Annotated in this window: 23 protein-coding genes and 1 pseudogene; 1 reads left to right on the plus strand and 23 read right to left on the minus strand. The window is 41.1% G+C overall.

All coding sequences use genetic code 11. The features are described from left to right. Window positions 1-97: 97 nt before the first annotated feature. The 9 genes from trpA to EL081_RS06600 all read right to left on the minus strand — a co-directional run bounded on the left by trpA (window position 98) and on the right by EL081_RS06600 (window position 8,724). Window positions 98-883: a tryptophan synthase subunit alpha gene (trpA, locus tag EL081_RS06560; protein WP_126404471.1), complete on the minus strand. Its 786-nt coding sequence runs from the start codon at window positions 881-883 to the stop codon at window positions 98-100. Between the two features lie 2 nt (window positions 884-885). Next, window positions 886-2,088: a tryptophan synthase subunit beta gene (gene trpB, locus EL081_RS06565; protein WP_126404472.1), complete on the minus strand. Its 1,203-nt coding sequence runs from the start codon at window positions 2,086-2,088 to the stop codon at window positions 886-888. After that, entirely contained in the window at window positions 2,085-2,666 is a 582-nt protein-coding gene (locus EL081_RS06570; RefSeq protein WP_126404473.1) for a phosphoribosylanthranilate isomerase, read from the minus strand. Before EL081_RS06570 ends, trpB begins: the two co-directional genes overlap by 4 nt. Further along, the gene (trpC, locus tag EL081_RS06575; RefSeq protein WP_126404474.1) at window positions 2,653-3,420 is read right to left on the minus strand and encodes an indole-3-glycerol phosphate synthase TrpC; all 768 of its coding nucleotides are present in this window, start codon (window positions 3,418-3,420) and stop codon (window positions 2,653-2,655) included. Before trpC ends, EL081_RS06570 begins: the two co-directional genes overlap by 14 nt. Next, a complete protein-coding gene (gene trpD / locus EL081_RS06580) occupies window positions 3,417-4,421 on the minus strand; it encodes an anthranilate phosphoribosyltransferase (RefSeq protein ID WP_126404475.1) in 1,005 nt (334 codons plus the stop codon). Before trpD ends, trpC begins: the two co-directional genes overlap by 4 nt. A 64-nt stretch (window positions 4,422-4,485) precedes the next feature. Continuing rightward, entirely contained in the window at window positions 4,486-5,052 is a 567-nt protein-coding gene (locus EL081_RS06585; RefSeq protein ID WP_126404476.1) for an aminodeoxychorismate/anthranilate synthase component II, read from the minus strand. Further along, a complete protein-coding gene (gene trpE / locus EL081_RS06590) occupies window positions 5,049-6,404 on the minus strand; it encodes an anthranilate synthase component I (protein ID WP_126404477.1) in 1,356 nt (451 codons plus the stop codon). The genes EL081_RS06585 and trpE overlap by 4 nt, the downstream gene beginning before the upstream one ends. A 492-nt stretch (window positions 6,405-6,896) precedes the next feature. Beyond that, on the minus strand, window positions 6,897-7,934 hold the full coding sequence (locus EL081_RS06595) for a M42 family metallopeptidase (RefSeq protein WP_126404478.1): 1,038 nt from the start codon (window positions 7,932-7,934) through the stop codon (window positions 6,897-6,899). Between the two features lie 184 nt (window positions 7,935-8,118). Continuing rightward, entirely contained in the window at window positions 8,119-8,724 is a 606-nt protein-coding gene (locus EL081_RS06600; protein WP_126404479.1) for a hypothetical protein, read from the minus strand. Between the two features lie 236 nt (window positions 8,725-8,960). Between EL081_RS06600 and EL081_RS06605 the strand changes: the two genes are divergently transcribed. Beyond that, window positions 8,961-9,656 (plus strand): VIT1/CCC1 transporter family protein, encoded by a 696-nt coding sequence (locus EL081_RS06605; protein ID WP_126404480.1) that lies wholly within the window; start codon window positions 8,961-8,963, stop codon window positions 9,654-9,656. A gap of 288 nt (window positions 9,657-9,944) precedes the next feature. Here the strand turns inward: EL081_RS06605 and EL081_RS06610 are convergent, their stop codons facing one another. The 14 genes and pseudogenes from EL081_RS06610 to EL081_RS06680 all read right to left on the minus strand — a co-directional run bounded on the left by EL081_RS06610 (window position 9,945) and on the right by EL081_RS06680 (window position 23,053). After that, window positions 9,945-10,484 carry an NADPH-dependent FMN reductase gene (locus tag EL081_RS06610; RefSeq protein ID WP_126404481.1) on the minus strand — a complete coding sequence of 180 codons (540 nt, stop codon included), beginning with the start codon at window positions 10,482-10,484 and terminating at the stop codon, window positions 9,945-9,947. Window positions 10,485-10,631: 147 nt separating this feature from the next. Next, window positions 10,632-11,483 (minus strand): VOC family protein, encoded by an 852-nt coding sequence (locus EL081_RS06615; protein WP_126404482.1) that lies wholly within the window; start codon window positions 11,481-11,483, stop codon window positions 10,632-10,634. A gap of 162 nt (window positions 11,484-11,645) precedes the next feature. After that, a pseudogene (locus tag EL081_RS06620) lies at window positions 11,646-11,918 on the minus strand (HigA family addiction module antitoxin); the annotation flags it as partial. Window positions 11,919-12,059: 141 nt separating this feature from the next. Beyond that, entirely contained in the window at window positions 12,060-12,323 is a 264-nt protein-coding gene (locus EL081_RS06625; protein WP_126404484.1) for a hypothetical protein, read from the minus strand. A gap of 89 nt (window positions 12,324-12,412) precedes the next feature. Then, a complete protein-coding gene (locus EL081_RS06630) occupies window positions 12,413-12,769 on the minus strand; it encodes a hypothetical protein (protein ID WP_126404485.1) in 357 nt (118 codons plus the stop codon). Between the two features lie 295 nt (window positions 12,770-13,064). After that, entirely contained in the window at window positions 13,065-14,453 is a 1,389-nt protein-coding gene (locus EL081_RS06635; RefSeq protein WP_232011390.1) for a hypothetical protein, read from the minus strand. Continuing rightward, window positions 14,450-15,517, minus strand: a complete 1,068-nt coding sequence (locus EL081_RS06640) for a hypothetical protein (RefSeq protein WP_126404487.1) — start codon at window positions 15,515-15,517, stop codon at window positions 14,450-14,452. The genes EL081_RS06635 and EL081_RS06640 overlap by 4 nt, the downstream gene beginning before the upstream one ends. Before the next feature lie 18 nt (window positions 15,518-15,535). After that, window positions 15,536-16,843: a restriction endonuclease subunit S gene (locus EL081_RS06645; RefSeq protein ID WP_126404488.1), complete on the minus strand. Its 1,308-nt coding sequence runs from the start codon at window positions 16,841-16,843 to the stop codon at window positions 15,536-15,538. Next, on the minus strand, window positions 16,836-18,440 hold the full coding sequence (locus EL081_RS06650) for an HsdM family class I SAM-dependent methyltransferase (RefSeq protein WP_126404489.1): 1,605 nt from the start codon (window positions 18,438-18,440) through the stop codon (window positions 16,836-16,838). Before EL081_RS06650 ends, EL081_RS06645 begins: the two co-directional genes overlap by 8 nt. After that, window positions 18,440-21,502 (minus strand): DEAD/DEAH box helicase family protein, encoded by a 3,063-nt coding sequence (locus tag EL081_RS06655; RefSeq protein ID WP_126404490.1) that lies wholly within the window; start codon window positions 21,500-21,502, stop codon window positions 18,440-18,442. Before EL081_RS06655 ends, EL081_RS06650 begins: the two co-directional genes overlap by 1 nt. A 326-nt stretch (window positions 21,503-21,828) precedes the next feature. Next, entirely contained in the window at window positions 21,829-22,056 is a 228-nt protein-coding gene (locus EL081_RS06665) for a 16S rRNA processing protein RimM (RefSeq protein WP_126404491.1), read from the minus strand. Window positions 22,057-22,116: 60 nt separating this feature from the next. Further along, the gene (locus tag EL081_RS06670) at window positions 22,117-22,332 is read right to left on the minus strand and encodes a hypothetical protein (protein WP_126404492.1); all 216 of its coding nucleotides are present in this window, start codon (window positions 22,330-22,332) and stop codon (window positions 22,117-22,119) included. Between the two features lie 76 nt (window positions 22,333-22,408). Then, the gene (locus EL081_RS06675; RefSeq protein ID WP_126404493.1) at window positions 22,409-22,690 is read right to left on the minus strand and encodes a hypothetical protein; all 282 of its coding nucleotides are present in this window, start codon (window positions 22,688-22,690) and stop codon (window positions 22,409-22,411) included. Between the two features lie 171 nt (window positions 22,691-22,861). Then, window positions 22,862-23,053: a hypothetical protein gene (locus EL081_RS06680; RefSeq protein ID WP_126404494.1), complete on the minus strand. Its 192-nt coding sequence runs from the start codon at window positions 23,051-23,053 to the stop codon at window positions 22,862-22,864. Window positions 23,054-23,213 lie beyond the last annotated feature (160 nt).

Genomic DNA, 23,213 nt, shown 5'->3' on the forward strand with positions numbered 1-23,213 from the left:
ATAAATTTTTAAGGTTGTCATAAGATTATACCACAAAGATTTTCAGAAGAGAAGTAATTTTCTGAAAATTTATTAAATTTTGTAATTTTTCTTGTCCTTAGCATTTATTAAAGTGTGAACCATAGTCTACAAATGCCTTAACATCGCTGGTTTTGCCCTCATGAAGGTCCCGAACAATTTTTGACCCCACGATGACACCATCAGATACCTGATTAAAGCGTTGGATATCTTCTTGGGTGGAAACCCCAAAGCCTGTCAGAACTGGGATAGTGGCCAAGTCTCTCAAGGTCGCTAAGTGCTGATCCAAGTCATCCCGGTAGTTGCCCATCTTCCCAGTAACTCCATTGATGGCTACTGCATAGATAAAGCCTTCTGCTTCTTGGATCAAGGCCTTCTGCCGTTCGATACCTGTGGTCAAGCTGACCAAGGGAACAAGGGCAATATCACTCCCATCCAAGTAAGGTGCTAGCATATCCGCATGCTCATTTGGTAGATCTGGAATGATCAAGCCTTTGACAGAGGTAGAAGCCAATTCTTTAATAAAGGCTTCAATCCCATATTGGTAGACCGGATTGATATAGGTCATGATGACCAGAGGAATCTTGGTCTCTTGTTCTTGGAGTTTTTTTACAATAGCTGTTAAAGTCACGCCCTTAGCCAAACTGCGTTGCCCAGCCATTTCGATGACTGGCCCATCCGCTACAGGGTCCGACCATGGAATCCCCACTTCAATAGCCGATGCTCCACTTTCTTCTAAGAGTTGGATGGTGTCAAAGAGGCCATCGAGTCCCTTCTCATGATCGCCCGCCATGATGTAAGGTACGAAGATCCCCCGCTTGTTGTCTTTAATGACTTGTAAATGCTGTGTTAATGTTTTGGTCATCTCTACTTCCCTTCTGCTTCAAACCGTTCTTTTACCTGCATAACATCCTTGTCTCCACGACCAGATAAGCAGACGATGAGCGTTTGGTCCGGAGTCATTTTTGCTGCGACCTTTTGCGCTAGAGCGATAGCATGACTGGACTCCAATGCTGGAATGATCCCTTCCAAACGAGAAAGCAACTTAAATCCTTCGAGGGCTTCTTCATCTGTGATGGAATCATAGCTTGCCCGGCCAATTTCATTAAAATAGCAATGCTCTGGCCCCACACCAGGATAATCCAAGCCAGCTGAGATAGAGAAAGCTTCCATGATCTGTCCATGGGCATCTTGAAGCACTTCCATCAAAGCTCCGTGAAGAATTCCTGGACGACCTTTGGCAAAGGTCGCTGCGTGTTTGTCCGTATCCAAACCAAGACCAGAGGCTTCTGCTCCGTACATGGCTACTGATTCGTCTTCTACGAAGGGGTAGAACATACCAATGGCATTGGAGCCTCCACCGATACAGGCTAGGACCGCGTCAGGAAGTTTTCCATCTGAGACTTCAGCAAACTGACGTTTGGCTTCCTTACCAATCACGGATTGAAAATCTCGGACAATCTCTGGGAAGGGAGCTGGTCCAAGGGCAGATCCCATGATGTAGTGAGTATCATCAATCCCAGCTACCCATGCACGAAGGGCTGCATTGACCGCATCTTTCAGCACGCGCGATCCATCTGTCACACTATGGACTTTTGCTCCTAAGAGCTCTATCCGAAAGACATTGAGGGCTTGGCGTTTGACATCTTCTTCCCCCATGTAGATGGTACACTCCATCTCGAAGAGAGCCGCTGCCGTCGCTGTCGCCACCCCGTGTTGACCAGCTCCTGTCTCCGCGATAATCTTCTTCTTGCCCATCCGTTTAGCCAGCAAGACCTGACCAAGGGCATTGTTAATCTTGTGAGCCCCTGTATGGTTGAGGTCTTCCCGTTTCAGGTAGATTTGCGCTCCACCGATGTGCTTGGAAAGACTTTTGGCATGGTAAAGGGGAGTCTCCCGACCTACATAATTCTTGAGCAAGTCATCCAATTCCGCTTGAAAGCTTGGATCTGCTTTGGCATCTCTATAAGCCTTATCGAGTTCAATCACGGCTGTCATCAGGGTTTCTGGGACAAACTGTCCTCCAAATCTTCCATAAAACCCTTTTTCATCCGGTAGTTGATAGTTCATGCTTTCGCTCCTTCTATAAATGCTTTTATCTTTTCAATATCTTTGCGTCCGTCTGTTTCGACACCTGATGAGACATCCAGTGCATAGGGCTGAAAGGTCTCTCTAGCTTGACGGACATTGTCCACTGTTAAGCCCCCTGCAATAAAGAAATCCTGCTGGATCTTCTGATCTTTCAGCAAATCCCAATCAAAGGTTCGCCCACTCCCAGCTACGGGAGCATCAAAGAGCAGAAAATCTGCCGGGCTGGTTACTTTAGTTTTCTGGTCACTGAGCTGGATGGCTCGAATGACTGGAACTGAGATCTTTTGTATCAGAGCTTCATCAAACGTTCCATGAATCTGAACGATGTCTAAGGGAACCTGAGCAATGGCTTGCTCCAAGTCCTCTAGACTTGGTGAGACAAAGACTCCAACAATTTTGGTCTTGCCAGTCACCAGTTTTGCTAATTCGTGGACTTGCTCCAGACTGACTTGTCGCTTGCTCTCAGCGAAAACAAAACCGACATAGTCTGCGCCTGCTAGGACAGCCGTCTCCACTGCTTCCACTGTAGACAGGCCACATATTTTAACCTTTGTCAATTTGCAACTCCTTGACCTTTTCTGCTACATCCCCTGCTGTCATGAGGGCAGTCCCTACCAAGATCCCATTAAAGTAGGGAGCGACTAGAGCCGCATCTGCACCATTAAAAATAGCGGACTCCGATATATAAACCGGCTGGTCTTTAAAATGTGTAGACAATTCCAGACTAGTATTCAGATCCGTTTCAAAGGTGACGAGGTTCCGGTTGTTGACCCCGATGATGTCCGCCCCGATCCGATGGGCTATTTCGAGCTCAGGTAAGTTATGGGTCTCTACCAGCACCTCCAAACCAAGCCCCGTCGCAAAATCATAAAGCTCCTTGAGCCGGGCTTCTGGCAGAGCTGCTACAATCAAGAGAATAACCGTCGCTCCGGCATTACGAGATCGGACAATCTGTTTCTCATCAATGATAAAATCCTTGGCCAAAGTTGGAATCGTCACCTGGGAAGAAATCTCACGAAGGTAGTCTAGATCTCCCTTGAAGAAGACTTGGTCCGTCAGAACCGAGATCATGGCTGCCCCATTTTCTTCATAGGTCTTGGCTTGGGCGACAATATCTACATCCAGATTGATATCCCCCATACTAGGACTTGCCTTCTTCACCTCGGCGATGATCTGCAAGTGCTCTTGATGGCTCTTGAGAAAATCATAGAGGCGATAGGCCTGACGGAGAGGTTGGAGGTCTTCCATGACCATTTGCGCCACTTCTTTTTCTTTTTGTTCTAGGATCGTCGGTAGAAAGGCTTTACTCATACTTGAACCTCTTGTAAGTGTTGCAATTTAGCAAGGGCAGAACCATCCGCAATCAATTGACGTGCCAACTCCACCCCTTCTTTGATGGTTGCGACTTTTCCATTGGCATAGAAACCAAGACCTGCGTTGAGAACCGTTGTTTCCAGATAAGGGCTGGCTTCATTCTTCAAGACACTGAGGAGAATCGTAGCATTTTCCTTGGCATCTCCACCAGTTATTTCAGACAGCTCTACCTTGGCCATACCCAGATCTTCATAGGTAAAGGTATGCTGGCTGATCTTGCCATTTTCTAGCAGGGTGTAGGTATTGGTTCCATAAAGAGCCGCTTCATCCATATTGTCAGGACCTGTGATAACGACGGCACGTTTACGTCCCAACTGTTGAATAGCACGCGCGACAATCTCTTGCAATTCGGCACGATAAAGACCCATGAGTTGCGTTTCTAGATCCAACGGATTAGCGAGAGGGCCGACCAGGTTCATAATAGTTGGAATCCCCATAGCTTGGCGAGCTGGGCCAATGAAGCGCATAGCCGGATGCATGGTCTGCGCAAAGATAAAGGCTAAACCAACCTCATCCAAAGCTTTCGAAAGGATCTCTGGTGAGGCAGCCACATTGATGCCAAGTTCTTCTAGGACATCTGCAGAGCCCGATTTAGAAGAAACAGAGCGATTGCCGGCCTTGGCCATGCGGATCCCTCCAGCAGCCAAAACGAAGCAAACGGTCGTCGAAATGTTAAAGCTATAGGATTGATCGCCACCAGTCCCACAGTTGCACATAGCATCTGAAAAAGTCTCGGGCAATACCGTCGCATGGGCCTTTAAGGCGCGAACGATACCCGTAATTTCGTCCGCTGTTTCCCCCTTGGTTTTGAGTCCCATCAAAAAGGCAGCGATTTGACTTTCTGATAGTTGGTTCTGCAAGATTTGATCAAAGACTTCTTGGACCTGCTCTTGCGTCAAGTCTTGGCGATTAGAGATTTGTAAGAATAATTCTTTCATAAGGGTTTCCTCTTGTCTTTTCTACACGATTCAATTGAAATTTTATCTGCTTGGAACTGCTGGTCTAGTCTAGGACCAGCTTCACAAAATTTTCGATCATTTTTAGACCATCTGGACTGCCGATACTCTCAGGATGATACTGAAGTCCGTAGATGGGCAGGCTCTTGTGTTGAATGGCCATGATTTCTTGGTCGTCCGTGGTCATGGCCGTAACCTCAAATTCTTCTGGCATTTGGTCAACGACGATAGAATGGTAACGCATGATGCGCACATCATTCTCAATGTCCTTGAAAATGGGAGATGGCGTTTCAAAGGTAATCTGGCTTTGTTTGCCATGCATGACATTCTTAGCCAAGCGCAACTTGCCACCAAAGGTCTCCGCCAGGGCTTGATGCCCCAAGCAAATCCCTAACATAGGTTTTTTCCCTGCAAAGTCCTTGATCATGGCTTCCATTTTCCCAGCATCTGCTGGCCAGCCTGGACCTGGGGAGAAGACGAGGGCATCTGCCACTTCCGCCTGCTCATACAAGCGCTCATCATCATTTCGCAAGACTTCGACCTCTGTAAAAGTTCCCAAGTATTGGGCCAAATTATAGGTGAAGGAATCGTAATTATCCACTAATAAAATCATTGAACATCTCCTATTCTTGTCATCGATTTTGCCTTGTTAATCGTCTCGTAAAATTCATTCTCCGGAACACTGTCATAGACAATCCCTGCTCCTGCCTGGACATAGGCCTTTTGATTTTTGAGGATCATGGTCCGGATAGCAATAGCAAAGTCCATGTCCCCTGTCGCGGAGAGGTAGCCGATCGCACCTGCATAGACCCCCCGTTTTTCCTGTTCCAACTCATAGATCCGACGCATGGCCCGAATCTTAGGAGCACCAGAGACTGTCCCCGCTGGTAGTGTAGCCTTAAGGGCATCCAGGGCTGTTAGGTGAGGAAGGAGTTGCCCCTTGACCACACTGGTCAGGTGCATGACATAGCGGAAATGCTCCACTTCCATATACTTGGTCACTTCGACCGTCCCATTTTGGGCGATTTTCCCGATATCATTGCGTCCCAGATCCACCAGCATGCGGTGTTCGGCAGTTTCCTTGATATCGTGAAGGAGTTCATGAGCCAGAGCTTGGTCCTCTTCTTCCGTCGCTCCACGAGGTCGAGTTCCGGCGATCGGATTCGTCGTCACCTCTCCCTTCTTCACAGATACCAGGCTTTCCGGACTGGCCCCAATGATCTGGTAGTCTCCAAAGTCATAGAAATAAAGATAGTTGGACGGATTGGTCACGCGCAAATTTCGGTAATAATCCAAGGGATCTCCCTCGAAGTCTGCTGAGAAGCGTTGACTGAGGACACACTGGAACATATCGCCTTCGCGGATCAGCTTCTTGGCCTGATCCACCATCTCCATAAAAACTTCCTTCTCAATGTGGTTGCTGAACTGCAGAGCCTGCAAGGCCTGAGGGGTGAACTCATTGGGCGCTTGGGTTTGCAGATCGGTCACCACTTGCCCCAGTGATTGGCGGACCGCATCATTGCTCCGACCAGAATAGATATTGTCCTCCACCACATAGACTTTTTCCTTCTTGTGGTCAAAAATCACATAGGACTCGTAGATGAAGAAATGCATGTCTGGTGTCCCGATCGTATCCTGAGGAATCCGTCCAATCTCTTCGTAAACCCCGATCATATCATAGCCTGCAAAACCGATAGCTCCACCGGCAAAAGGAAGATCAGACGTCAGTCCCTTGACCGTTACCTGATGGAGATAGTCAAAAGGATCTTGCTCCAGCACCTTGCCGTTCTCATACAGAATCCCATCCTGATAGACCACCTCAAACACTGGATTATAGGCCACGATAGAAAAGCGGGCGTTCTCCTTCTCACGCGGGATCGACTCAAGGATGACCTTATGGTCACCTTGGACACGCATGTAGGCTAGAATGGGGGTTAAGGTATCAGCTGGTAAATTTTTTTTCATAGGAATTCCTTTCTTTTCCTAGGGACAAAGCGATGCAAGTCCTGATCCAATCACATTCAATACTCTTCAAAGTTAACAACTAGACCAACTTCAAAAGAATACAAAAAACCTCACAGAGTAACACTCTGTGAGGGCATTAAATCGGGTTTAACACGGTACCACCTCAGTTAATGGTCAAAAGGGTAGAAAGCGACCATTATCTCTATCTCCTCTAACAAGGAGTCGCACGATAAGGGGTGCCTACCGAGAAGAATATGTGTTATCTTCTCCTACTCTAAACAATCAGCCCAATGTTCACTAGCTCCGACTACCTGCTCACAATACCCGCAGGCTCCCTGAAAATCTTAGACTAGTTACTTTCTGATTTACTTCATATTTTACTACATTTTTTAGGCTTGTCAAGAATTTTTTGACAGTTTATCCTAAAAAATCTGCCTAGACAGCTTGTCCAGGCAGATTCGATGTTATTTTTGTGATACTTAAAAACTGAGCCTATTTCACCAAGTCACTCTTGAGATAGGCATCGACCATGCGCTCTGTCGCCACCACTGAATCCACATGGGTCCGCTCATAGGAATGGCTAGACTCGATCCCTGCTCCAAGAAGACCATGCTTGACTTCTGCTCCTGCGCTCATAGCTGCGGAGGCATCGGATCCATAGAAAGGATAGATGTCCAGTTTGTAAGGGATATTTTGCTCCTTGGCCAAGGCCATCAAATGCTGACGGAAACCATAGTGGTAAGGACCAGAAGCATCTTTGACACAGATAGAAACTGTATACTCGTCTGTCTGCTGGTCATCTCCCATAGCCCCCATATCCACTGCCAAGTATTCAACCGCTTGAGCTGGGATGCTGGAGTTAGCCCCATGGCCCACTTCTTCAAAGACAGAAAAGGCAAAGTGAGTCGTTACTGGAAGGGTCACGCCTTCTTCTTTGTAGATGCGGAGGAGGTTGAGCAAGATAGCAGCGCTAACCTTGTCATCCAAGTGACGAGACTTGATAAAGCCTGTATCCGTGACAATAGTCCGAGCATCAAAGCTGATAAAGTCTCCCACTTCGATCCCCAAGTCACGCGTTTCTTTTTCATTGGTCACTTTTTCATCCAAGCGCACTTCCATATTGTCCTGGGTCCGTTCCACAGTTCCCGCATCCTTGTAGACATGGCAAGAGGTTTGGTGGACAAGGATAGTACCCGAATGAGTCTTTCCTGTATTGGCCACATGGACGGTACAGTTTTCCCCTTCAATCATGTTCCAAGGGAAGCCCCCGATGCGATCCAGTTTGAGACGACCATCTGGCTTAACTGCCCGTACGATCGCTCCAAGCGTATCCACATGGGCTGTGATGTAGCGGTGTTGCTCGTCATTTTCCCCCTTGAGGACAACGGTCACACCCCCCTTAGCCGTCCGGATCGGACTGTAGCCCATCTCTGTCAAAGTCTTAACCAAGTATGCTGCTACTTCTTCCGTAAAGCCTGTCGGTGATGCGATGGCTGTGAGTTCTTTTAGATATTCGACTGTTTGATTCATGAATTTCTCCTTCAATAATCTGCTAGTACGATTATAGCACGACTGCCTTTAAAAGACTAGCAAAGCAAGACAGCAAAAAAGAGTCAGCAGATGGAAATTGCAATCTGCTGACTCTTTTCTTACTTTCGATCTTGATCCAATCTATAGCTGCAGAAACTAAGTTCCCACAGAGAAGATATGAACATTAGCTACTCAAACCTCCAACAAACTTATAAGCAGTTACCAAAGCATTTGTCATTGTATCACGAGTTGCTTTGAAGGCCTCAATAAAGGCAGCACGGTGCTCTTCTGGGAATAGCGTTGTATCATCTCCAAATTGAGCAAGTGTTTCATTCACAGAAGCCAACTCTTCATCCATCTTCTTGATACCAGGTTCCAAGGTCTTGAAGTAAGATTCTTGTTCAGATTTTGGCAACTTTTCTCCCAATTCATTGGCATGCTTCTTATAATTTTCAGCTAGTTTTGCATAAAGTCCCTTGATTTCACCGATTGTTTTAGCATTTTCAATTTCCTGATCTGTTACCAAAACAACTTCTGGAGCTGTTGCTTGAGCGCCAGAGCCTGATGAAGACTGGCTGGAAGAGCTACTTGTATCATCCGTCAACTCAAATTTCTTTGAAGAAAATGATTTCTTCTTAGATGAGGATGTTTTCTTAGAGGAAGAAGATTTCTCCACCTTGCTTGAAGACTTCTCTGAAGAAGCCTTTGGTTTTGCAGTTTGATTTCCCGAACATGCGACCAAGGTCAAGACCGAGAGAAGGGTAATACCGCTTGCGACTAATTTTTTCATGGTTGACTCCTATTCATAATTCATTTATAGAATTATATCTAAAATTATTTCGATTGTCAAAGCATTATAATATCTTAGCTCCTTCTGCTGACGGTACATTTTTTAAGATGAGATAGGCCTTCTATCCTCTATAGTCATTTCTTAAATTGTCGGACTTTTATCATTTAGGACAAAAAACTTGCTAAACTAATTAATTTTAATTATAATCATTCTAAATAAGAAATCAGGAGACAAGTATGACTGAAACAAAACATGGCATTGATGCTTCATTTAACGATCGCTTAAATATCTTACGGGCTGGAGTGCTGGGTGCCAATGATGGCATTATCTCAATCGCTGGAGTTGTTATCGGGGTTGCCAGTGCGACCAGTAACCTCTGGATCATCTTTCTCTCTGGTCTCTCTGCAATTCTAGCTGGTGCCTTCTCTATGGCGGGTGGTGAATACGTCTCTGTATCGACCCAAAAGGATACAGAAGAAGCTGCTGTGAGTCGGGAGCAAGCCCTTCTGGACCGGGATCCAAAAGCCGCCCGCGATTCCCTCTATGCGGCCTATATCCAAAATGGGGAATGCGAAACGGCTGCTCAAATCATGACAGAGCGGGCCTTTCTCAGACATCCTCTCAAGGCCCTAGTGGAAGAAAAGTATGGCCTGGAGTTTGAAGAGTTTACCAATCCATGGCATGCAGCCATCTCTAGCTTTGTTGCTTTTGTCCTCGGCTCTCTTCCACCTGTGCTGTCCATTCTTCTCTTTCCAAAAGAAATCCGGATCCCAGCAACGGTGATCATCGTGGCCCTTTCCCTTCTCTTTACCGGCTACACCAGTGCCAAGCTAGGAAAAGCACCAACCAAGCAAGCCATGATCCGTAACTTGATCATCGGACTACTGACTATGGGGGTTACCTATCTCTTTGGACAATTGTTTAGTATTTAAAAAAGGCTGAGACTTCTGTCTCAGCTAAATTTGAAGATTTAATCCTCTAAAAAACTTTCCTTAGGTGAGTACGGACGTCAGCGAACTTCGAAGAAGTTCCATGACTTAGTTTTGGACCCAAGGTTCCAAAACTCCCGAGTGCCTGAAACAAATGCGTTTCAGGCACTTTCTCACAGCGGAAAGTTTTTAGATCTTCCTAAATGAAAAAAACAGAAGTCATTATGTGGAAGAATCATCTAGAAATTTTTTATTCTGAAATCTAAGCTGGAACCTCAGTTTCAGCTTTTATTATGCTTCCAACAAGGCTTGGGCTTGTTTTTCCAATCCTGCGATGGCTTCGTCTGTCAAGACCAATTCACCTGTTGCCCAGGCTTCTGGGTTAACGGTCGTTCCTGTGAAGTCACCCACTACTTGGGTACGAACGAATGGTAAGAGGGCTTGGTAGGCCGCAAACATTGGCTCGTGTCCTGCGTTAGCGACTGAAGAGACGGTTACGATCTTGTCTTGGAGTGCAGATGGGCCACGAGTTTCTGATAGGTCAAGCGCACGACTGAGCCAGTCGATCAAGTTTTTTACCACACCTGGAATGGCAAAGTTATAAACTGGTGAGAAAATCCAGATGGCATCTGCAGCAAGGACCGCATCACGCGCCGCTTGCACTGCTGGCAAGGTAGGAGTTTCCAAATCTTGGTTCATCATAGGGATGTCCTTGTAGTCCAAGTAAGTTACATCTGCTTTTCCTTCAAGAAGGCTTTCTGCTTTCTTAGCCATTTGGTGGTTGAAAGATCCTTGACGAAGGGATCCGACGATAAATAAAATGTTTTTCATAGCTGTTTCCTCTTTCTGTTGTAAGATTATTTATTACAAAAACTATTATACACGGCCTAGATGTAATGTCAAAGATTACATCTTGAAATATCACTAATTTTTACTATTTGTTTTTTTCTCTCAATAAGCCAAAATTTATCAAGCTTTCTAACCCTTTCTGACACGAGTTACAATCCCATCTGGGTCTGTAAAGGCGAGCTCACTTGAGGTCAACCAAGTGACAGGGGCCTCCTGCTCTTTTGCTCTCTCTGCGATGGCAACCAAGTCTTCTTTCTTTTCTACGTGGACGACGTAATAAGCAAGGCCAGGAAGCTGGGCTTCCCGTTTAGCCAAATGCTTGCCACCCCACTCATTGACTGCTAGGTGATGGTGGTAGTCTCCAGAAGCAATCCAGCTGGCGGATGGAATGGTAAACTTATCCGAGAATTCTAGCACCTTTTGGTAAAAGGTGGACCCTGCTCGGCTATCTCTAACGGAGAGGTGGATATGTCCCACGCGGGTAGCGGACGCTATCTGGAAGGGCTCCACCTTGCGCCCCATTTCATAGATCTCTTGAGCAGATAGCTCCTCTGTCACTCCAATGATGCGACCATCCTCACGGATATCCCACTCCGCCACTGGCTTATCCCGGTAGAGCTCAATGCCGTTTCCCTCTGGATCTTCGAGATAGAGAGCCTCGCTGTAGCCATGGTCGGCAGCCCCGACAAAGGGAACCTTCAGCTCAGCCATATTCTTGAAGACATCCGCCAAGTCCTCCCGACTAGGTAGGAGAATGGCCATGTGATAGAGACCATAGCTAGCTTTAACGGCTTCGGCCCGATCCGTTTGGATGAGATGCACCAAGGGTTTGCCTCCAGCCCCAAGAAGGACTTGCTCCTCCGTCTGAGACAACATCTCCAAGCCCAACATTTGGGTGTAAAAAGCGGTTTGGCGCACCAGGTCCTTCACATTGAGCGCAACTTCTGCCAAGTAAATCTTACTATTGTAGGTATAGCTCATGGGTATCTCCTTGTCGGTTTTGTTTTGCTGTAACTGTTTATATTACATCATTATACACTCTTTTTTAAAAGAAGCAAATTAAATAACTCGACAGAAAACCCTCCTTAGAAAACTAAGGAGGGATGTGTTAGTAAAGATATAAAAAAGGACGTATTATTAGAATTCTTGTGTAACTTCCGCCACTTTCCTATCAAATAAATCTTGTAAATTAAGCCAAGTTTTCATCGAAATATTAGTAAGCTTCTCTAACTTCTGAGCAATATCATTACTAATTGATTCCTCACCATTCACTAATTTACTGATCGTCTTTGGTGATAGCCCCAACTTCTCCGCAAATTCTTTCTGGGTAATCTGATAATCTTCAATTAGCTCTCCAATATATTGACCTGGATGGAAAGCAATTCCGTCTTTGTATTCAACAATTTTCATACACATAGTGATTACTGACCTCCTTTATTTTTAAGAATTTAAATTTTATCAGACTAGAACGAAGGCTCGTCGTTATAAATCTTGGAAAAATAATTAATTTAAAAAGATATGACTTTCACATACAAAAAGCAAAGCATTTGCAAAGGATTACTTTTTCGGTTTAAAAGTACATTTTTTATAATCAATTACAATATTAGGATCGATATTTGGAAGAAAGACGTTAAATAAAGATCTTTCTTTCGTCACTGCTTGCAAGTGAACTCCAATCGGAATTACATCAGCCTTGTTTCGATAAATGGGATGAGAAGCCATGCATACCGAACTTTTTTTAAGTTCTTTTACTACCTTCACTTCAAAATGCCACTGGCTGAATTGATTTTCAAAACCTTTTTTCTTAACATCTTTCCCCATATTGCTCCATGCTGTTTGTATAAACAAGGATTTCAAAGCTTTATTAGGATGACCATGAAGTTCCTCATCACCACCCAAAGAATAGGCAATTAAATGTCCTCGATGAAAAAACTTAATAGCTTTTTTATATTAGGTTTTAATAAATCATTCCAACCTTTTGGTTTTCCAAGTCTACGACGTTTCTTTTTATCACTTGATTCTTTTTGAGTTTTAATAACATTATTATCATTTTTATTGATATAAAAAATAGCACCTTTAGGTCTCTTACCTAGCTCTAGTGAATGCGGAACAATATACCCTGATTCACCCTTACTCATAAAGCGAATTGTTGCGATATTATCATTTACTACAAAATAATTTGATGCATACTGAACTGAGTATCCAACCAAATCAGTAAGTTGTTCACTAGGAATATGCATCAAATTTAAAATATCTTGATCTGACATCGAAAAACTCTTTCTAAATTTAAAACTTCTACTTTACCTTCACTAAGTCAGTTTTCAACATAAGTAAAACCAATTTTCCAAATTAAGCAAGGCCTAAATTTCATCTATTTCTGATTTTTTCAAAAAACTTTTCAATCATATTTTCATATAAATCCTTAATTACATCCATGAATTTCAACATAGAAATCCGTCATTATGTTCTAGCTCTTACCACTTTCAATTCCCTTATAAAATATGCAGAGTAAATGCCCAGATTTATCTTGTTCTTTTTGAGAAGATTGCAATTATTATAATTTTACGGAAGTAACAAATCGACTACTTGTTTATAGAAAGTAAATTTAGTATAAAATTCATTATGATTATAAATCAAAATTAGTATAACTATCAAACTACATAAGAGACTGTAAATTAACCATTTATATAAAGTTTCAATTTTTTCTAACCGTTTAAATTCTGTTTTGTAGCTATCAGATTCTTTCAAAGTATTAATAAAATGTTTATCTATACTGTATAACATATTATAATTATTATCAATATCGTCACACTCTGATTTTATAGACTTAGAATCAAAATTCCATCCTCTTATTGTATTTACTAAAATTATACAAATTAAATACAATATTCCAGAATATACTGTTAGTGACATAGCTAACCTTGTATTAAAATTTTTAAAAACAAATGTAGTTAATATTGTTATAATTAGAACTAAAAATTGCTGAGATAATGTATTAGAAATGTTTTTGATACTAACCAAAATCTCTTTTTGAAGTTTTGAGAAATCTTCTGTTAACTTTTGTTTATCAGAGATAAACTTTTTTAATTTATCATTGATAAATAAATTATAATTGGATTGTACATCTTTTAAAATATACTGAAAGTCCATATTACTAATTGTATTTTGTCGCTTGATAAATTCGGAAAAAATATTTCTAAAAATTATCAACTTTTCATAATAAGTTTTATCATCATCAAAAATAAAATCAAATAATTGATTGAGTGTACCAAATAGATCTATATTATCTATTTCAATACTATTCATTTCTAAAATAGCATTTTTTTCAAAACTTATAATATATTCATTTCTAGATATTTTTCTTTCCGACACTATACTTAGAAAGCCATCAAGTGTATCACTTTTAAATTCATCAAAATTTCTATCTAAAATTATTTTAGGAAGAGCACAAAGCATATTATGATTAAATTCCGTTTTTGAAATTAAAATATCAGGTATCTGTAAACTTTCTTCACAAATTGAAAAAACGGGCGAATATATATCACTATCTTCTTCTGGAATCCAGATTCTTATCTTCGTATTCCTATTTTTGAGCCTTTCGAATGTTGTACTTTTTAAAAACTTTTTTTCAAATGTATAAAAGTCATTGCTGTTTCTAAAATATAATGACTGGCTCTCTAAAGGAAATTGGTTTTGCTTCATTGTTACAGCAACCCTATTGATTTCCTTAGTTTCTTTACAGGACTCCAATGGGTAATCATTACAAGTTATATCCAGTTCATTTATTTTATAACTATTGATCTTTTCCTTAAAACTATCTAACTCTTTCTCTGAAATTTCAAACTCTAAAATGTAGATAAACTTATTTTCTTTATAATCAATATTAATACGTCCGACAACATCATTGAAAGCGTCAATATATTTAATAAGTTCTTTAATCAATGTAATCACCTCTCAATCAGAGTAATTACTTCTTTGTTAATTTTTAAAACGTAAAAACCGTCGTCGTCATCATCCCAATAAACATCTCTATGACTCTCTAGACTTTTAAGAAAGCTTATTTTAATTTGTTGTTCATCTCCCTGAGCTACATATGTTACTTTAGGTGGACGATATAACTTTGCAACGAAACTAGCTACAACAGTGTTATTTTTTCTTTTCGCTAAATCATATGCTTCCTGTGATAATTTTTCTATATCTGTTTCTCTATTTTCTATATTAAAGTCTAATACATCACTAACCTCTTGAATCAGCCCTTCAAATGATGTATCTCTTCTCTGAGATAAAAAACTTGTTAACTTTTCTTTTACAATTTCTGGACTCACTTCAGACTTTATGTATGGTTTAACGATAGTTTCAATCGCTTGTATAGCCATTCTAGCTGCTGAATCTTCATCATCTATAACGTTGTCACTATCCAAAAATACTTTGAAGTAATACCCCGATATATTATCATCGGTTCTATCCAATACTCTTGAGTGAATATTTGTTCTTTCTGAATTTGGCTCCTCTCTATTATCTTTAAATTGGATTGTATTATCTTTGTAGATTACAGTAGCCTTTTGAAGTCTGGATTTCTTATCTGGAAGAATCTTATCCAATGTCCTTAATGTATTTTCATCAGAAACTTGAATAGCCGTTCCTGTCTCCATCTTAACAAGAAAAAGAATTTCTCTATTGTCAATTTCAGTTGTAAGTACGACTAAATAAAAATCATTTTGAAATCTACGTCCAATTGATTCTTGAAACTTACCTGCAATTTCTTCTGAATTTCTATCGAAATTTTCTTCATTTTCAAAAATCTCTGATACATTTGTTACTATCTGTGAAGAAGGTCTCTTAAATCTGAAGTTCTTAGCATATTTATCATCAATACATTTAATTATTCTAGAATCTAAATCTTCTACAATTTTACTGAATTCTTCAAAAGAATCGTCAAAAATTATACCCGGTGAATAATACGGTTCTCCGTATTGGTCTTTAGAAAAATGAAATAACCTTAGTCTCTTTTCCATATCTTTATCTCCTAAACATTAGATTATAACCTGTCCATTCATCAGCATTGGCAAGAGCCAGTCGCGAAGTTGGGTGAGTTCTTGATTTTGTTTTAATAATAATTGTATTTTTCTATCTACCGAAGATGCGTAATCAAAAAATTGTTCCATTAAACTAATTGGTGGTTGCGCAATGTGATAGTTAGTAACAAAGGAATCAAACAATAAGTTTTTTATCCCACTTGTCTTTCCTTCCCAACTAAATAGAACACCATTGTCATATAGATTTTTCCATTCATATACAAAGTTATAGAAGGTTTCCTGTTCTTTTAGTGAAACCGCCTTACAGAAATTTGAGCAGATTAAAGGTAAATCAAATCGATTTAATACATTTTCACTGATACCTACTATACGACCTGTAGATTGAGTGGGACTTCCTCCAGATATTTCAATAACAATATCAAAATCTGTCAACAGTTTATTTTTGTTCTTTTCTAGGATAAATCGTGTTGGCATATCTGTTTTCCCATTTCCTGACAAGCCATTTATATCAGCACCACGAATACAATCAACCTCTAATGTATAATTTCCTTGACTAGTCTCTTTCCCCCAATCTCCCGTTTTATTGTCTGAAATCCAGCTTGAAAATGTGGTCACTCCCCACCCCTCTGGGATTTCGCGTTTAAGTTCTGGGTTATAGACCATCTTTCCGCCTGATGTTTTGTAGGGTTTGCCATTCTGGTCTGGGAAATCAAACTGCACAAACCAGTAGTCATAGAGGGTCTTGGCCATGGCTTCCAGCTCTTTGTTGATTTGGGTGTTGATTTTCAGTTTTTTATCAATTGATTTTAAAACAGAAATCAATTTTCTTTGATTATCTAATGATGGTAATGTTATTTTTACAGTTTTTAAAAAATCTATAGTTAAAGCTTTTTGTACCGCCCCAATGTTGTTATATTTGATTGTTTTTTGAAATAAGTCAGATTTAAAAAAATAGTAAAGGTAATCTACGTCAATTATGTCAAAATTTATATTTCTTAACCAAATTAAATTTCCATCTTTAAAATAAAAATTCGGATCCTTTACAACCAAAATCTCACCTATCGTCCCTACAGCTGTGATAAGTACATCATTCTCTTGAGGGACCGGAAACTTTGATTTTATTTCAGAGTACTTTTCTAAAGAAATAAATAATTGTTCGGAAATGTTTTTACCACTTGAAATTTCAATCACTTCTTTACTTCTATAAAATGGTACTCCATGCTGAACATAATCAGATAAATGTACTCTTTTACTTGAACCAACGATACATAGTTGTTCTAAAGTATAGGTTTTAAACTCACTCATACTTCAACCCCTTCATTTGCTCTTCAATCTCCTGCTCCAGTGCATGTGATTGCTGGAAGAGGTCTGAGAGTTTGCTTTGAAAGGCGGTCATCTTTTCTTCAAACTCTTCTGCTGAGATATCTACATAGTCGATCTTGATGTCAAAGTATTGACCTGCGCTGAGAGAGTAGTTTTTCTCCTTGATGTCCTCATAAGAGACAGTAACAGAAAAGTCCTCGACGGCTTCTTTCTTGATAAAGGTCTCGACGATTTTCTGTTCTTCCTCAGGAGAGAGTACAGTCTTTTGGTTCTTGCCTTCCTTGACCTTGGTTCCTAGGTTTGATGCATCGATGAGGACGACATCGCCCTTGTTTTTCTTATCGATAAAGAGGATAGAGACATTGGTACCTGTCGTCGCAAAGATATTGGACGGCATAGAGACAACACCAGCCAGCATTTGATTATCCACCAAGTGTTGACGAATGGTCTTGTCAATCCCTGACTGGGCTGTGATAAACCCTGTAGGTAAGACAACAGCCGCTTGACCGTCTGGCTTCAAGGAGTAGATAATATGCTGAACAAAGAGCTCATAAATCGCCATCTTGTCCTTAGACTTGGCTGGAACCTTTGGCACACCTGCAAAGAAACGCTCACTGGCTTCCGGCAAGGTCTCCACTTGGTCACGCCACTCTGAAAAGTCCAGCTTGAAAGGAGGGTTCGACACGATATAGTCCATCTTTTCAGGATGACGATTCCGCAAAATGGTATTTCCTTCAACGATATTATGGATGGAGTGTTGCAGTCCATTCAAGATCAGATTAAGACGGAGGAGATTAGACGATTTTTGCGAGATATCCTGGCTATAAACTGTAGTTTTTTCCACACCAATACGACTAGCCAGATTCATAAGCAAGGTACCCGAACCTGCTGATGGGTCATAGATACGCACGTTTGACGGCTGGTCATTTCCCACCAAGATATCGGCGATAATCTTGGCTACTGAGTGAGGTGTGTAGTACTCAGCATAGGTCCCCCCACCGTCTTTGTTGTAGTCCTTGATCATGTACTCAAAGAGGGTAGAGAAAAAGTCGAAACCTTGGGAAAAAATAGCTTCATCAAACTTGACGCGTGCAAGCAGATTGATGATGGATTTTGCCACCTCGTTGCGCTTACTGCTATCTGAGATGTTATCGGTAATCAGGCGCTCAGTAAAGAGACGAACAGTTGTATCGCCGTCTGTATGCACAGAGAAGATATCATTATTGTCAATGGCGATTTGGTTGAGGGTATTCTCAAAAATCTCGTAAAAAGTTGGTTCATTTTGCTGACGGTGGAGGGTCTCGATCAACTGGTCTGGCTTGAGCCAAGCCGTGCTAGTACCGATATCCTCCAAGAGCCAGTCGTAGTCTTCCTCACTCATAGACAATAAGTTTTCATAGGTGTTAGACTCATCTAGGACCTTGGCTTGATACAAAAACTTGTCGTTTAAAAATTTATAGAGGAAAGACTGTGTGAGGAGTTTGTACTCACCCGCTTCTCCTCCTAGTCCCGCGTGAGTAAAGACAGCTTTCAAATCATCTACCAAGCCTTGGACTTGGACTTTGTATGTTTCATTCATTAGTGTTGGTATTCCTCTTCATATCCTTCAAATAGTGACTCGACGATATAGTTAAAATCTTCTCTTGTCAAAGCACTTGCAGATTGGTTGGTTTTCATTTCAATCCGAGCTTCTTCTCGAATCATTTTCTTGAGAAAGTCCTCGTTATCGAGCACTCCTTGGTTTTGACCGATTTTACGGTCCAGTCTAACTTTAGAACCCTTGATGACATGGTAAATAGCAGGATAATCACTGACCATAGTCGAGTTAGTCACGTGTTTGTAGGAACGAGCTGCCATCTCATCTCCGTTAAAGTTCATGGTCAAGCGTCTCATACGAGTATGATAATCCTCTACGGACTTAAAGAGTTCTTCATAGTCTTTTTGGGTTTCTTTGATATTCTCCATGGTAAAGCCTTCTTGGCCATGGATCAGGTGTTTTTTCATGATACGTTGGAATTCTTCGTAGAGAGAGACCCACTCAGGATCCTTTTCATCACGTTGTTTTTTAATGCCGCTTGCCACTCTTCGTTTCAAATCTTCTAGATCATTGGCTGCTAGACGAAGTTCTTCTTCTGCAATCTTAACAAAACTAAAGCTAGTCTCAGACATGGCAAGATTTAAGAGCGTCCGACTGGAGAAGTCATCTGGTTTATCTATCAGAGACAGTGTCAGCATCCGTCTAGAGAGGATATTGAGCAGGGTTGCAATCTGGGCAATGTCAATCTGCTGGAGCAGGTGGTCGTAGCCGAGGAGACGAGCGATATTGTAGTACTGCTTGATAGACTCCAAGGCCTTGCGAAGATCAATTAACTGCTTCTTATCCTTGATATCATTGATAGCTTGGGAGAAGTATTCTAGATTGTCCGTTGGATAGTCGATGAGGATATGCTCAGTCTTGCTCAACTCTTGAGAAATCTCATCTGCTGACACAAAGAGGGAGCCAAAAACATCCTCACCGTTTTCTCCTGTTAGCGCCGTATCATACTCTTGATTGAGTTCTTCCAGATAGGCACGATTGGTCTTGTCAAACTCCTTGGAAATATCCGCAAAGTCAATGACATAGCCAAAGAGGTAGTCCTTGTAAGGACGATTGACACGGGTTAGAGTCTGTAAAAGATTGTGAGCCTTGATCTTGCGCCCTAGATAGAGGCGCTTGAGACGAGGTGCATCAAAACCTGTCAGGAGCATAGAATAGACGATGATAAGGTCAATTTTACCTTCCTTGTAGGCATCTACCTTGTCCTTCTTCTCTTCCTTGTCTCCCTCATCATGGAGGATGAGAGCGGAAGTCAAGGTGGTTGAGCCAGCTTTGCGTCGTTCTTCTAATTGCTTTTCAAGCTCACGCGCTTGCTTGGACGAGTCACAGACAATCATGCCACCGATGGTCTGGTCATCAAATACCAAATCACGCGCACGATTAAAGTCCTCGATGATAAAGTCTAGCATAGGCTCCACATAGTGAGGATGGGCAAAGATATCTTCCTTGGACAGGTCGCCACGTTGGATTTCTTCGTTGATGGTTCTGAGATTGTCCTTATAGGAGGTCTCGATATCTTCTCTCATCAGGCGTAGGGTAAAGCCGTCATCGATAGACTGGTTGTAATAGTATTTGTGGATGTAATCCCCAAAGATATCACGCGTGGTCGCATGACTTTCCTTGGTCTTCCCATCTTTCTTGTATGTGATCAAGGGGGTTCCAGTCAAGGCAATCTTAATGGCCTTGGTATCTGCCTGATAGAGATTTGGCAGGTAGGAACCTCGTTCATTGTAAGAACGGTGGGCTTCATCGATAAAGTAGACATTTTGACGATTGAGGTCATAGCCAGAGCGGTCTGTCAGATCCGAATCATCCTTGAACTTCTGGATATTGACCACTGCGACATCATAGCCGTCTTGTTTTTGATTGAGTTCTTGTGGGTTATTGATGCGCTTAACCTTGAGGCCTCGTTTGGTGAATTCCTTAAAGGCCTGGTCTGCCAAGTCCAAACGATCGACGACAAAGTAAAACTGAGGAACGATTCCCTCTTTTGAGAAATAATTGGTCAGATAGCGGATATTAAAGAAAGCCAAGGCAGTCTTACCTGAACCTTGGGTATGCCAGATAACCCCTTTCTTGACACCTTTTGAGATTGTTTCTTCGATAGCACGTGTTGCAAAATACTGCGGATAGCGCATGACGTGCTTCTGCAATTGCATCTGTCCATCCTTGCTTTCTTCTTCGACATAGACAAGACCAAAACGAAGCATAAAGAGCAAGCGTTCCTTCTGGTACAAAGAAGACAGAAAGGCATTGCAAGGTGTATCAGGGTTTAGGTTTGTTGTAAACTCTGGCTGGGACTTGAGGGCAAAGCGCTTCATGTCTTCTAGGACAAAGTCGATTTGGTCCTCGGTTAGAGGGGAAAGGGAATGAAGGAAATCTTCTACTCTTTCTTCCTTGAAGGCATTAAATTTGGTTTTTGAATAGGCGTTTGAACCGTAATAAGAACCCTGTTTTTGCTGACCTTGTCCACTGATATACGCTAAGTTATCAGATAAGGATATCAACTGGGTTATATTGTTAAAACGACGGAACTTACGGTTTTCAAAACGGTATCTGGTTCTGTCCTGCTCTGACTGAATTCCAGTCTTGCCATCACGAATCGCATTGGGCTGTTTCACTTCGATATAAGAAAGAGGCAGACCATTGACAAAAATAACGATATCCGGACGAAATTCATCCTGACCATTTTGACAAGTAACTTCAAGCGCCAGATGGAAGGTATTGGCTTCAGGATGCTCCCAGTCAATATAAATGGCATCTTCCTGACCTTGCAGACGTTTAAAGAAAGAACGTCCCAAATCGTTTTGATCTAGTTCCAACTTGATATTGGCTAGTTCTCTCTCAAAGTCATCCTCTGACAAGTAGTTGTTAAATTTTAAAAATTGTTTCTTAAAAACAGATACAAGAATGTTGGTATCTAGATCTCTTTCTGCAATCTCTTTTCCATTGCGAGGAAGATAGGTATAGCCCATACGCATGAAATGCAGAGCTGCTGGTATTTGTACCCTGGTTAGTTCAGAAAACTCTTTTTGTCTTTTCATATCATCATCCTATTTAAGCTGTGCTGCTCCGATCTTTCAATCTCAAGTTCTGGAGTTGCTTCTGCCTTCATCCCTCTATCCTTTTCCTGTACATAATCTCCTATTATTATAGCATGTTTGGGAAAGAAATTAACGCTTTCAAAGCATTTTGTTATCTTCCTATTAAAAAGTACAAAAAACAGGCCTAAGCCTGCTTTATTTCTTATCCTGTTTCTACCAAATTTTATTACTTATAAATAAGCAGAGAAAATACAGAGGGTAACTAAAAGGAAATTAAATCGATGAGTTCAGTAAGTAAATTGCACCCGTCATAGGTGTTTTTTATTTTAATAATACTGCACTTTAATTCCATCCATAATATTTATTAAAGTATTATCGCCAATTTTTAAAGAAACCAGTTCATTTAATGATGATACCTGATATTCCTTATCTCCAATCACCACTACAATATCATGAATAGAATTAGGAAAAATCCCACAAGCTTGACCATTATAATCAAAAGAGGCGTCCCAGCCGTTATCATATAACGCTTGTAAATCATCTAATATCGCCATATAAATCTAAATCCTTTTTCATAAATAAGGCAGGTAAAAGTGCCTAGATTGTTCTTTGCGCTACGAGATTGCTTTAATTGAGATAATTTCACTCTCAAAGAGAGAAATCTCAGTTGGCTCATCAGTGCTAGGATTGTCAATGAGGATAGTGATTTCATCTTGCTCATCATTGTCCATTTCGTCAATAAAATCTGTGACAAAGCCTTTTATAACTTTACCGTCACTAGTTACCACCTGAACTCTTGATCGTAGGTAGTCCCAAAGTTGTTTACTCATTTACATTCTCCGTTATTCGCTATCAATTTTTCAATAGTCCTTCTATAATTAGGTCGATAAAAGCTCCTATATTGATCTATGCGTTATGTTTTGCTAATTGCTTTGCCTTTTCGTAGTAAGGTGTTAGGAAGTTGATAAAGCCTTGTTTATCACTTGGGTCATGTTCTTCTAAAAACATCATCAGCTCCAAATCGTTGAGAGCGTCAAACATTTCAGGGTTTTCATTATCCCAAGCCTCAGCAAAGCCCTCATCTTCTCCAAAAAGGGCGTTAAACTTAAAGGAGAAATCCCAAAAATTATCAATCTGACCACTGACTGCTTGCTTTAGCATGTCTAATACTTGTTGACTGTATTTCATAACACTAGACCTCGTTTCTTGAGTTCAGCCATGATAGCCTCTTCATCTTCTTTTGAAAATGTGGTAAACCTCAAATGTGATAGTTCCTCGTCTGTCATCTCAGATAGGTTAAACTTTGGAGAACTCAACCCCATTGAGTCAATCTGAGAAAAAACCTCTGATAAATTCATGTTAAACCTCTTTGATACTAAGAATTTCATCCTCAAAAGATTCATAAAGAGTACCATTGACATCTAAACCGATTGAGTCAATTCCCTCATCGTTGTCATCTTTGCTACAGTATTCTTGGATAAAGCCTGAAACGATTGAGCCACCTTTGAGCACAAGTTTCACATTTTGTCTTAAGTAACTCCACAATTTCATGATTTACCCCTATACTTTGGAAAAATATAGCTATACCTCACAGCCTACCCCTCCTAATAAGAGAATTATAGCATACCTAACTTACTAAAGTACAATATACCCTAACAAACGTTTAATTTTTTTATCGAGACAAATATGAAACGTAGATCACTCATATGCT

The sequence above is a fragment of the Streptococcus viridans genome (genome assembly GCF_900636365.1).
Classification (GTDB): domain Bacteria; phylum Bacillota; class Bacilli; order Lactobacillales; family Streptococcaceae; genus Streptococcus; species Streptococcus viridans_A.